Consider the following 13,791-nt stretch of genomic DNA (forward strand, 5'->3'; position numbering starts at 1 on the left):
ATGATTAAAATTCCTTACTGATACCCAGTTAGTTTACTGATAAAAAGTTAACTAATTGCATAGTGTTGGCCAAAACAGAGTGTACTATGGAATTTAAATTAAAAGAAAAGTCGCTGCTTAAATTCGCCATCAGTGCGGTATTAGCCAGCTATACCTTGGAAACCCAGAGCAATCCAAATACCAATATACAGGCTGAAAATGGTTTTGGAACAACAGTTACGGGTGGTCATCAGAATTCTGCAACTATAGATGCGGGTAGTCAACATGCCGGCGGAAATGCTTTTTATGGTTTATCCGCATTTCAGTTAGGTAGCGGTGATACGGGTACATTTACCTGTACTAACTGTGCCGCAAATAGTGTCAATAATGTTCTCGTTCGCGACAGTGGATTGAATGATAACGCCATTGCCAGTGCACTGGTCAGTAAAGGTGAATCTTATATTGATGGAGCTATAGCGTTTAGTGGTGCAGGTATCAGTAGTCATGCCAATTTTTGGCTTTTCAACGCTAACGGGGTGGTGTTCGGTCATAATGTAACCATTGATGTACCCGGCGCATTTCATGTCAGTAATGCGAATGAAATTAATGGGTCTGGCAAGACTGTTTTTGGTCCAGCGGTTATTTCAACAAATAATTCAGGCAGTACTTTGTCGGCAACTGACCCCAGTTCATTTGGTTTTTCGGGTACAGGCGGCGAGCAAACGCCAGGTACAACGTATGGCGTTACTTTGGATGCTAGTTCGATAACGGCAGGCGTGACTGTGTCGGCAAGCACCGTTACCGCTAGTGGTGGTTCTGCTACCATTGACATCGAAGGTACGACAATCAATATCGTCTCTTCTACAACTACGGGTAATACTACAACCACCTTAACTGGCTCAGACGTTACGGTAGCTGCGCGAATCAATGCAACTGCAGTCGATGCTAATGGTGTGCCGATTAGTAATAATGGTGATCTTATTATTAATAATAACGGTTCACTAACCTTGGCTGGTCAGGGCAGTTTGACTACGGCATCGCAGGTGATTGCAGAGAATAATTTGGTTCTTAGTGGTAACGGTACTACTAGCGGTGTCATTACTGATCAGCAATCTACCGGGGTGACAAATATCAATGCAGCTAAAAAACTGGAGATTGGTGTTATTGCTGATGGTTCTCAAGGAGGTATTTATCATAGCGATGTCAGTAGTACCTCGCCCAGTAGCGGTACTCTTAATGTAGGTAATGCATCATCGGGTAATAGCACTCTTACCATGACTGCACACTCTGCTATTAAAGACACCAGTACCGGTGGCGGTGCTTTGAATGTATCTGTACAGTCAGGTGGATTGTCGTTAGCAGGTAATGATCTGATCAGCAAAACCGATAAAAATGGTGCTTTATCAGTTAATGTGGTCGGACAATTGAATGTTACCAGCACTGATGTTATCAGTGCTGGAGGGAATAGCAATGATCAGATTTCAGCCGATACTATTAATAATTCAGGCGCTCTCACAGCCAATAACGTAACAGCAACCCAGAATTTAGTTAACTTGAATACTATCGCCGGTAATGCCCGGGCTGGTGGGGTGTTGTATAACGGCTGGGATGGAGCGACAACAGGTGCGACCAAGGCGGATTACAATACCGCGGCTAGCATTAGTGGAAACGCAACTTCGGGTTATGTAAGCGGTACGGGTTTAAGTGCCAACGCCAACACCAATTTGTATAATGTGGCCAGTATAACGGGCAATGCCCAAGCCAATGCCTCCAGTAGCGCAGCGAAAGCAGCAAACGGCAATTTGTATAATGGTTGGGATGGTACAACTATTTATAGCGGCGCCCAAATTAAAGGCGGTGCCACGGCGGGCAATAGTTTAAGTACGACAGGTAGCAATCTGCTTAATGATGGTGCCATCGGTACAGCTGGCGCAGGCAACACAGTGAATGTCTACGGAAGTGATCCTAGCGGCAGTTATGCCTTGATCAATAACGGTTCTATCATAGCCACCGTCAATGCTAATAATGGATCGGTGTTAAATAGCGCGAATAGTAGTGGTATTACGGGTAATGTGACCGCCGGCCAGAATGTAACCAACCTGAATACCATAAAGGGTACGGCTACAGCCAGTAACGGCTTTTTATATAACGGTTGGGATGGTGCCAGCAATTATCAAAGTACAGCCAGCATTAGTGGAAATGCGAGTGCCGGTAAGAGTTTATATAACTTAGCCAGTGTTGGCGGTGCTAGCAGCACGACAGGCAATGTCTATAATGGCTGGGATGGTACCGGTAAATCCAGCACAGATTACAATAGTAATGCCAAAATCTCAGGCACAGCCAATGCCAATGGAAATTTATACAATCTGGCTAACATAACTGGGAATGCTCAGGCAGGTGGGGTGTTGTATAACGGTTGGGATGGAACTGCGACAGGTGCTACCAGCAGTGACTACAATACCGCAGCCAGTATTGGTGGAAACGCAACTTCGGGTTATGTAAGCGGTACGGGTTTAAGTGCCAACGCCAACACCAATTTGTACAATGTGGCCAGTATAACGGGCAATGCCCAAGCTAATGCCTCCAGTAGCGCAGCGAAAGCAGCAAACGGCAATTTGTATAATGGTTGGGATGGTACAACTATTTATAGCGGCGCCCAAATTAAAGGCGGTGCCACGGCGGGCAATAGTTTAAGTACGACAGGTAGCAATCTGCTTAATGATGGTGCCATCGGTACAGCTGGTGCAGGCAACACGGTGAATGTCTACGGAAGTGATCCTAGCGGTAGTTATGCGTTGATCAATAACGGTTCTATCATAGCCTCCGTCAATGCTAATAATGGATCGGTGTTAAATAGCGCGAATAGTAGTGGTATTACGGGTAATGTGACCGCCAGCCAGAATGTAACCAACCTGAATACCATAAAGGGTACAGCTACAGCCAGTAACGGCTTTTTATATAACGGTTGGGATGGTGCCAGCAATTATCAAAGTACAGCCAGCATTAGTGGAAATGCGAGTGCCGGTAAGAGTTTATATAACTTAGCCAGTGTTGGCGGTGCTAGCAGCACGACAGGCAATGTCTATAATGGCTGGGATGGTACCGGTAAATCCAGCACAGATTACAATAGTAATGCCAAAATCTCAGGCACAGCCAATGCCAATGGAAATTTATACAATCTGGCTAACATAACTGGGAATGCTCAGGCAGGTGGGGTGTTGTATAACGGTTGGGATGGAACTGCGACAGGTGCTACCAGCAGTGACTACAATACCGCAGCCAGTATTGGTGGAAACGCAACTTCGGGTTATGTAAGCGGTACGGGTTTAAGTGCCAACGCCAACACCAATTTGTACAATGTGGCCAGTATAACGGGCAATGCCCAAGCTAATGCCTCCAGTAGCGCAGCGAAAGCAGCAAACGGCAATTTGTATAATGGTTGGGATGGTACAACTATTTATAGCGGCGCCCAAATTAAAGGCGGTGCCACGGCGGGCAATAGTTTAAGTACGACAGGTAGCAATCTGCTTAATGATGGTGCCATCGGTACAGCTGGCGCAGGCAACACAGTGAATGTCTACGGAAGTGATCCTAGCGGTAGTTATGCCTTGATCAATAACGGTTCTATCATAGCCACCGTCAATGCTAATAATGGATCGGTGTTAAATAGCGCGAATAGTAGTGGTATTACGGGTAATGTGATCGCCGGCCAGAATGTAACCAACCTGAATACCATAAAGGGTACGGCTACAGCCAGTAACGGCTTTTTATATAACGGTTGGGATGGTGCCAGCAATTATCAAAGTACAGCCAGTATTAGTGGAAATGCGAGTGCCGGTAAGAGTTTATATAACTTAGCCAGTGTTGGCGGTGCTAGCAGCACGACAGGCAATGTCTATAATGGTTGGGATGGTACCGGTAAATCCAGCACAGATTACAATAGTAATGCCAAAATCTCAGGCACAGCCAATGCCAATGAAAATTTATACAATCTGGCCAACATAACTGGGAATGCTCAGGCAGGTGGGGTGTTGTATAACGGTTGGGATGGAACTGCGACAGGTGCTACCAGCAGTGACTACAATACCGCAGCCAGTATTGGTGGAAACGCAACTTCGGGTTATGTAAGCGGTACGGGTTTAAGTGCCAACGCCAACACCAATTTGTATAATGTGGCCAGTATAACGGGCAATGCCCAAGCCAATGCCTCCAGTAGCGCAGCGAAAGCAGCAAACGGCAATTTGTATAATGGTTGGGATGGTACAACTATTTATAGCAGCGCCCAAATTAAAGGCGGTGCCACGGCGGGTAATAGTTTAAGTACGACAGGTAGCAATCTGCTTAATGATGGTGCCATCGGTACAGCTGGCGCAGGCAACACAGTGAATGTCTACGGAAGTGATCCTAGCGGTAGTTATGCGTTGATCAATAACGGTTCTATCATAGCCTCCGTCAATGCTAATAATGGATCGGTGTTAAATAGCGCGAATAGTAGTGGTATTACGGGTAATGTGACAGCCAGCCAGAATGTAACCAACCTGAATACCATAAAGGGTACAGCTACAGCCAGTAATGGCTTTTTATATAATGGTTGGGACGGTGCCAGCAATTATCAAAGTACAGCCAGCATTAGTGGAAATGCGAGTGCCGGTAAGAGTTTATATAACTTAGCCAGTGTTGGCGGTGCTAGCAGCACGACAGGCAATGTCTATAATGGCTGGGATGGTACCGGTAAATCCAGCACAGATTACAATAGTAATGCCAAAATCTCAGGCACAGCCAATGCCAATGGAAATTTATACAATCTGGCCAACATAACTGGGAATGCTCAGGCAGGTGGGGTGTTGTATAACGGTTGGGATGGAACTGCGACAGGTGCGACCAGCAGTGACTACAATACCGCAGCCAGTATTGGTGGAAACGCAACTTCGGGTTATGTAAGCGGTACGGGTTTAAGTGCCAACGCCAACACCAATTTGTATAATGTGGCCAGTATAACGGGCAATGCCCAAACCAATGCCTCCAGTAGCGCAGCGAAAGCAGCAAACGGCAATTTGTATAATGGTTGGGATGGTACAACTATTTATAGCGGCGCCCAAATTAAAGGCGGTGCCACGGCGGGCAATAGTTTAAGTACGACAGGTAGCAATCTGCTTAATGATGGTGCCATCGGTACAGCTGGCGCAGGCAACACAGTGAATGTCTACGGAAGTGATCCTAGCGGTAGTTATGCGTTGATCAATAACGGTTCTATCATAGCCACCGTCAATGCTAATAATGGATCGGTGTTAAATAGCGCGAATAGTAGTGGTATTACGGGTAATGTGACCGCCAGCCAGAATGTAACCAACCTGAATACCATAAAGGGTACAGCTACAGCCAGTAATGGCTTTTTATATAATGGTTGGGACGGTGCCAGCAATTATCAAAGTACAGCCAGCATTAGTGGAAATGCGAGTGCCGGTAAGAGTTTATATAACTTGGCGAGTGTCGGCAGTGCTACAAGCCTGACAGGCAACATCTATAACGGATGGGATGGTAATACGGCTAAATACGGTACGGCGGCAGATTATAATGCTTCTGCGAATATTACCAGTTTTGCAAATGCAGGTAACGGTATTTTGTATAATTTAGCCAGCATTGGTACTAATGCTAAAGCGGTAACAATCTATAACGGTTGGGATGGCAATGCTGCTACCGAAACAGCTGCAGATTATAACCATTCTGCACAAATAACCACTGATGCTACCGTGAGTGGGAATTTATATAACTTAGCCAGTGTTGGCGGTAACGCTACTGGCACAGCGGGTAATATCTATAATGGTTGGGATGGCAATACAGCTAAATACGGTACAGCCGCTAATTATAACGCTTCAGCAAATATTGTTGGTTTTGCGAATGCAGGTAGTGGTGCTTTGTATAACTTAGCAAATATCGGCACATATGCCAAAGCTGGAAGAATTTATAACGGCTGGGATGGCAATACTTCTACCGAAACAGCTGCAGATTATAACCATTCTGCACAAATAACCACTGATGCTACCGTGAGTGGGAGTTTGTATAATTTAGCCAGGGTTGGCGGCAGCGCTACCAGTACAGTGGGTAATATCTATAATGGTTGGGATGGCAATACAGCTAAATACGGTACAGTCGCTAATTATAACACTTCTGCAAATATAGTTGGTTTTGCGAATGCAGGTAGTGGTGCTTTGTATAACTTAGCAAATATCGGTACTTATGCAAAGGCGGGAAGAATTTATAACGGTTGGGATGGCAATACCTCAACCGAAACGACTGCTGATTACAACTATACTGCATTTATTGTTAGTGATGTTACAGCGAGTGGCAACCTATATAACTTAGCCAGTGTGGGAGGCAGCGCTACTAGCATGGCAGGTAATATCTATAATGGTTGGGATGGTAATACGGCTAAATATGGTACAGCTGCAGATTATAATGCTTCGGCGGACATCGTTGGTTTTGCACATGCTAATAGTGGTGTTTTGTATAACCTGGCGGGTATCGGTAGTGATGCCAAGGCTGTGACAATTTATAACGGTTGGGATGGTAATACCACTACCGAAACGGCTGCTGATTATAACCATTCCTCATTCATAATGACTGATGCTACGGTAAGTGGAAACCTATATAACTTAGCCAGCATTGGAGGCAGCGCTACTAGCACCGCTGGTAATATCTATAATGGTTGGGATGGTAATACGGCTAAATATGGTACAGCTGCAGATTATAATGCTTCGGCGAACATCATCGGTTTTGCTAATGCGACTAGCGGAGCTTTGTATAATTTAGCGGGTATCGGTAGTTATGCAAAGGCGGGAACCATTTATAATGGCTGGGACGGTAACTCTTCTGCTTCTGTTGCCAACAACTCTGCGGCTACCATTACCGGAAACGTAATTGCTGGAGCCGATATAAATAATTACGGGCAAATAATTCTCAATGCTGCAGGATCAGAAATTGTTCAGGCGGGCAGTGCTGGTATTGTTGGTAATTTAGTTAACAAGGGCACAATCAATGCCGAAAATGCTAGCGCCGATGTTGTTATTAAGGCGTATGGCGATATGACAATAGACGGCGGTGCCATTATCTTATCAAACGATATTACTCATAAGGCTGAAGTGGATTCTGTTGATAATATGACTATCAAGAATCATGGGTCTATCAGAGATAATGGTTTAGGGTTATTAACGATTGATCCCGAGAAAGCCGGCAGTAAACTGAATATAAATACAGGAAGCAGCATATCAACTGCTGGTGATTTGTCGATTATTGTCGGCGATCAAATCTCCAGTTCACCCGCGAGTCAGTTAATATTGGATAATGGTACATTAAATAGCATTGGGAATATGTCTATTGTTGTGGCTAGTCAAGCCCTTAGTGCTATTCCTGATAATATTCGTGTTGTAAACCATTCCTTAATCCAAAGTGGTGGTTCTATCAAGATAGATTCTGATTCACTTTTATTGCCGAAACTCACCGCAATTAATAATTCGATTGGTTTGTTAATGCAAGATAGTTCGTTTATTTCGGCGGGATCGGTTGGCTTGGGTACTGCAGCAGCAGTCTCTACAAATCCTTTAATTCCAGCGAATCCTACAAACTTAAAAGTTGTCTTGGATGTAAATGGTGGAAATTATTTTTCTGCTGCAGGACAGTTTGGGGGGCGCTCATCCAATTATGGAGTGACTATCGGTAATGCTAATAATAATGTTTTGAAAGGAAATTTAGGTTATTTACAGCAGGTATTGGCTAGTCAGCAACAAGATATTTTGTATTTACCCCCTGGCTCTTCAACTAATGGCTTAGAGAATTACACTGTTTTTGTTGGTTTTGGTTTTTTAACGCCACTTTCAACGACAGTTGTTGCCGGAGTATTGCCAGTAGTTAATCATCCAGAAGAATATCCAGCGCTACCCACAGATCCTTGTTCAGCTGGCAGTGGTAGTAGCTTGGAAATGAAGAATAGTTATGGTGTGTTACCCGTATTTGCGGAAATATTACCTTTCTCAGTAGTACCTGGGCAGAATTTACAGAATACAAGTCCGATGCTTTCGCAGATTATCAGTCATAATTTGGCTAATAATACTTACACAAAAATTTCTTGTGGAAAGGCGTGATTTAGCGGATTATAAAACGTCTCTTTATAGTTTATAAAAAATGAAAATGAAACATAAGTCAGGTGATTGCAAAGTTGGTAGGACTGTTTATTTTCAAATGGATAGAAATGCTAATTACGCACTTATCTGTTTATTTGGTTTCTCTGTCATGTTTCCAGAATTACTTGTGGCGCAAGACAGTATGCCTGCCATTAGTAATGATCCTACTAAAACCCAACAAGCTATACCCGATTTACTGCCTTTGCCTGAAAAGAAAGGTAAAGGGTTTGAATTGCCCGCCTTGCCCAAGCATGTCGATCAGGAAAAAGGCGCTAAAACCATTCAGCTTAAACAGGTAGTGTTTACTGGGAATACGGTGTTCACTAATGAGGAGTTACAGGATTTACTAGTTTCCTACTTAAATAGACCCTTATCTGCCGTCGATTTAGAAAGTATGCGCAGCAAAGCGACGCAATACTATATTGATCATGGTTATATTAATTCGGGCGCATTGTTAACTACCCAGTCAGTTGCAGAAGGAGTGCTGAGCCTAACTGTGGTTGAAGGTAAATTGACAGAAGTTCGACAATCGGGGCAGGAGCGTTTACGGGAAGGCTATATTCGTGACCGTCTGCTGGAAGGGAGTGGTGATCCTTTAAATGTTCAGAATCTACAAAACAGCTATCGACAATTATTGTCCGATCCTTTGATTCAGCAATTAAATGGTAGTTTATTGCCAGGTGTACACCCCGGTGAAGCAGTTTTGGATGTTAAAGTTACGCGTAACAGACCTTATCAGGCCTATGCAGGTGCAGATGATTATTCAACCCCCGCAGTGGGTTCTTATGCTGGACGCATGGGTGGCTGGGTGGATAATTTGATGACGCTGGGTGAGCGTATTGATGGTCAATTTATCGTTAATGGTACTGCGCTGGGTTATAACATGGGCATTACTATGCCGATAACTGCCCAGGATACACGCGTAAGCTTTCGTTATAGCGATACACATAGTAGTTTAACAGAACGTGCGAGTAATCCTTTGAATCTACAGAGCCAGATTACGGGGTTTGATGGTGGAATTTTACATCCCATTTACAGAACCTTGAATGATAATCTAAAGTTAGGTTTGAATTTTGCTGTTCGTCAGAGCCAAACCTTGCTTGCAGGTCGTTGTGATTCAGGTGCGCTTTTTACGGGTGTTGATGGAGATCATTCCTGTAACACACAAGTAACAGTGTTAAGAGTCTCCCAACGGTATACGCATAGGGTCGAATCAACGGGTTTTGCTTTTTATTCAACTTTCAACGTTGGAATTAATGCTTTAGGTGCAACTACCTATCAGCCCTTAGGTGGTCAGGGTGGGGAGTTTTTTAGTTGGTTAGCTCAGTCCATGTTTAATCAACGTATTTTGGACAATGGTACGCAATTGGTGCTAAGAGGAGCAGTGCAAATAGCAAATTCACCTTTGTTACCTTTAGAGCGATTTTCAGTGGGTGGCGTAAACACCGCGCGCGGCTATCAAGAAAATTCATATATTCGCGATAATGGATTTAATACGACTGCGGAAATTAAATATCCGCTATATGGTGGTACCAGTAGCGACAAAAATAATTTATTTTTGGTGCCATTTATCGATTATGCAGGTGGTTGGAATGTTGCTTATGCAGGTAATTCCCCTCCTGTTGATTACCTGTTTTCCAGCGGGCTTGGCTTTAATTGGCAATACAAGCAAGTCTCTACCGATTTTTATTGGGGGCATGCTTTTAATTCGGTAGTACCCAAGCCGAGTACTAAAAGCATACAGGACGAAGGTATTCACTTCCGTGTTAATGTTAACGCTTTTTAAGGAATTGAATATGTGTCAATCATTGTTTAAATCGGAGCTGAAAAAATTGAAGTTGCTAAATTTGGCTTTAATGAGTGTTTTGTTTTTAGGCAATGTGACACAGAGTTATGCTGCTCTGGAGTCTGAAACAGAAAATTTGTCTGTAAACGATTATAAAACTTTGTTAGCTGAAGGGGAAAGTCTTAGAAGTACCGGTAATTTACTCGATGCACAGAAAAAATTTGATTTGGCTAAGCAATTGGCTGATAAAAGCCCATCATTAGAGTCGGCGGTTTTAGCGGCAATAGAAACAGCTTCAGGATATAACTTATTTTTATTAAATCGAAAGGAAGCTGCAGAAAAACAATTATTGGATGCCTATCAAAAAACAGCAGAGGGCTTGCCTTATCTGCATGCATTGGCGGGTGAGTATTTAGGGAATATGGCGCAGTCTGATGGTGATGTTGCAGAAGCTGCAGGTTATTATTCAGAAGCGCTTAAAGCCGCAAAAGTAACCAATGATCAGGCTTTACAAATAAGTTTGGAATTGCTGAATATTAACTTATCTGATCAATCAAATGAGATTAAAGCGCATTCTCTATTGAGCATTGCTAAGCGTTTTCAGCCGTTAGCCGATGATTTTGTTAAGGCCAAATTACAATTAGCCTTTAGTCAGGATGCGCTAGGGTTGGATAAGAATTCATTGCAATCAGAAACTTGGGCCTTGTTGAATGGCGCTGTTTACGAAACGCTGAATTCTTTATTGGCCTATACCCTTAACCAGGGGCAGGAGAGATTCAGAGCAGAATCTTATGCCAGTATGGCGCATTTATACCGAATAAATGCCAAAAATGCAGATGCTTTGATTCTGACGGATAAAGCGATTGAGCTAGCTACGCAGAGTAAAGCTAAAGAGTTATTGGCCCAGTTATATGCGCAAAAAGGCGATTTACTGCGCTTGCAAGGCGATAATGTGAATGCCTTAGCGGCTTATGAATTAGCGGTACATGAATTGTTTGATATTCGTGCAGATTTACCTTTAACCATGCCAGATGGTCGGTCTTCTATTAATGTAATGATAGACCCCATTCATCGTGGTTATGCAGATCTTCTGTTAAAAAGTGCAGATGGGAAGGATGAGGAGACAGTTCGCACTATACTCTACAAGGTAGTTGGTAACATGGAAGTGATTAAAGAAGCCGATATGCAAGATTTTTTTCTAGGGAAATGCGCCATTAATGCCATTAAGCCTTTAGATTGGAAGACGACGCCATTACAGGACGCTGCCATCTTCTATCCCATTCTGTTACCGGATAGAGTTGAGGTGGTGATTAAAACTGATCAGGAAATTTTTCGACGTACCATCAATGTTCCTGCTGGTGAAGTTAAAGAACAGATACAGTTATTTGGTCAAGCTTTACAGAACGGAAAGCCCTTTCGTAAATCTGCCGAAAAGCTTTATGAATGGCTGCTTAAGCCTGTGCTTAGTCAATTAGAAAATGATCAGGTCAAAACTTTGGTGTATGTGCCTGATCGAGATATGCGTGCTATACCCTTTGCGGCTTTTAATGATGGTAAGCACTTTGTGGTTGAAGAATTTGGTGTGGTGACTATGCCTAGTTTGGCGTTCCAAAATTTACAGCATTTGCGGGAAGTGAGTGCTGCAAGTCAGGAGTTATTTGCCGGTCTTAGTGTGGCGGATGGTCCATCAATAGATAAATTACCTAAAAAAGTGGTGGCTGAAATTACAAATTCGGAGTCGCCCAGCAAAAATAGATCTGTCATTGCGAGTCGCCCTCAGCGAGGCATATTGGCAGAAAACTTAAGTTTACCCAGTGTTGAAAAAGAAATTGATGTTTTGTCTGCCCAACAATCCAGCAAAATTCTGATGAATAGTCAATTTACAAGCTCTTCATTTAAGTCGTATCTCGAATCCGGAGATTTTGAGAAAGTTCATATAGCTTCGCATGGTTTTTTTGGAAATAATGCTAAAGATAGTTTTATACTGGCTTACGATGAAATATTGTCGTTGGAAGATTTACAAACCAGTTTAAGTGTAAATAAATTGCAAGATAGTCCTATTAGTTTGTTAACTTTAAGCGCTTGTGAAACGGCACAAGGTAATGACAGAATGTTGCTTGGCTTTAGTGGTATGGCAATTAAAAGCAATGTTCAGAGTGCTTTGGGTAGTTTATGGCCAATAGATGATGAAGGCGCTATGGAGTTTATGACTTTATTTTATCAGGGCGTTAATAAATCTATGGCAAAAGCACAAGCATTACAGCAAGCACAAGTAGCAATGATTAAATCGCCTAAATTTAAACATCCCTATTATTGGTCACCCTTTATTCTGACTGGAAATTGGCGTTAACTTTTAATGTGTGGCTAATTAGTCGGTTGGTTTGGGTTAATCATATTTTCTGCTCAGGTTGTATGGATTAGTTGTGTTGTTAATATCGCTGATAACCCATATTTTTAATCGAGCAAAGGTTGGTTTCTGGGGGGATACTCTCTATGTGGAAAGATTTATAATACTCAAGCTATCTGTTTTAGAACGGCAAATGTTGTAAGTATCAGGTTAGGCAAAAGGTTTTGCTTTATAGCGAAAATCAGATACTAGCTTTTGCTAGCAAAAGCTAGACAAAAATCCTGTTTTTATGGTATTAATACCTATGTATTTTAGTATGAAGAAATGATGATCGACTGAGTGTTTTAATACTCAAAGGCTATTCCCAGCAACAAAAACGTTAGTGCTTTCCGGCCTATTCCAAGCGCAGGAAATTTGACAAAAATTAAGACTGGATAAAAATAAGAAGAAACATCATGGCAGATATATCCGAATTAACCAGTGAAATTAGCTCCGACTTACCTTGTGGCTCTGACCTGGAGTACGATAGTGGTCGTTTGGCACTCAATACAGCTATTCAGGGTACGCCTGAAGATCAGTTTTCAGGGCAAAAATTTGAGCCACCTAATTGGCGAGAAATTCAAAAACAATCCGTTACCCTGTTAAAAAAATCTAAAGACTTACAAGTTATTCTATATTTAATCAGAGCCTTAATTCCTTTGGAAGGTGTCTGCGGGTTGCGCGATGGGCTTAATTTACTGGAACAAACTTTAAAAGCTTATTGGCCAGTTGTTTACCCTTTGTTGGATCCGGATGATAATGATCCCACTCAAAGACTTAATATTATTGAAGAACTGTGTAGTTGGGAATATATTCTCAATCCTTTGTCGGTGTGTATATTAGTTGAATCGAAGTCGATTGGACGTGTTTCATTACGTGATATACAGTATGCCAATGAAAAATTGCCTGTCCCTGCCGGTATTACCAAGCCTGAAGTTAATGTAATTAAAGCAGTTTTCGATGATAATGATCCTGAACAGTTACAAATTCTTTATCAGGCTATTCTTGACTCAGAACAATTAGTCAAACAGATTGAAAGTATTGTTGCTGATAATGTTACTGGCATTGGCAATGGTGTTAATTTAGAGGCTTTAAAATCCTTACTTAAGGAAATGCATTTCAGCTTTGATCAATTTGTGGAAGCAAGTTCTGCTGATGACAATAACACTAAAGAGCAGGACGAAGTTGGTGATGATTCATCAACAACACAAAGCCGAGGAAAAACTGCAAACAAGGGTATTGGTGACATTAGCTCAAGAAGCGATGTCATAAAAACTCTCGACTTAATTTGTAAATATTATGCAGAAAATGAACCGTCTAGCCCGGTGCCTATTTTGTTGGAACGGGCAAAAAAGCTTGCTGTAGCCAATTTTATGGAAATAATTATGAATTTAGCGCCAGATGCGTTAAACCAAATTGAAAATATCAAAGGACCTGAGTCAGAATCCAATTAGTGTTGTTGG

4 protein-coding genes are annotated in these 13,791 nt (G+C 42.4%); all 4 read left to right on the forward strand.

Annotated features, from left to right (window positions below; translation table 11 throughout):
• The first annotated feature begins 86 nt into the window (after positions 1 to 86).
• Complete coding sequence (locus ABH008_RS05725; RefSeq protein WP_347988894.1) at positions 87 to 8,117, forward strand: hypothetical protein; 8,031 nt, start codon at positions 87 to 89, stop codon at positions 8,115 to 8,117.
• Positions 8,118 to 8,163: 46 nt separating this feature from the next.
• A complete protein-coding gene (locus ABH008_RS05730) occupies positions 8,164 to 9,942 on the forward strand; it encodes a POTRA domain-containing protein (RefSeq protein WP_347988895.1) in 1,779 nt (592 codons plus the stop codon).
• A 10-nt stretch (positions 9,943 to 9,952) separates the two neighbouring features.
• Positions 9,953 to 12,292: a CHAT domain-containing protein gene (locus ABH008_RS05735; RefSeq protein WP_347988896.1), complete on the forward strand. Its 2,340-nt coding sequence runs from the start codon at positions 9,953 to 9,955 to the stop codon at positions 12,290 to 12,292.
• Between the two features lie 452 nt (positions 12,293 to 12,744).
• Positions 12,745 to 13,782 carry a type VI secretion system protein TssA gene (gene tssA, locus ABH008_RS05740; protein ID WP_347988897.1) on the forward strand — a complete coding sequence of 346 codons (1,038 nt, stop codon included), beginning with the start codon at positions 12,745 to 12,747 and terminating at the stop codon, positions 13,780 to 13,782.
• The last annotated feature ends 9 nt before the right edge of the window (positions 13,783 to 13,791 follow it).

The sequence above is a fragment of the Methylomonas sp. AM2-LC genome (assembly GCF_039904985.1).
Lineage (GTDB): Bacteria > Pseudomonadota > Gammaproteobacteria > Methylococcales > Methylomonadaceae > Methylomonas.

What these genes read in the sequence shown, in the direction of transcription:
- ABH008_RS05725 (WP_347988894.1), top strand. Translation starts at nt 87, where the DNA reads ATGGAATTTAAATTAAAAGAAAAGTCGCTGCTTAAATTCGCCATCAGT.
- ABH008_RS05730 (WP_347988895.1), top strand. Translation starts at nt 8,164, where the DNA reads ATGAAACATAAGTCAGGTGATTGCAAAGTTGGTAGGACTGTTTATTTT.
- ABH008_RS05735 (WP_347988896.1), top strand. Translation starts at nt 9,953, where the DNA reads ATGTGTCAATCATTGTTTAAATCGGAGCTGAAAAAATTGAAGTTGCTA.
- tssA (WP_347988897.1), top strand. Translation starts at nt 12,745, where the DNA reads ATGGCAGATATATCCGAATTAACCAGTGAAATTAGCTCCGACTTACCT.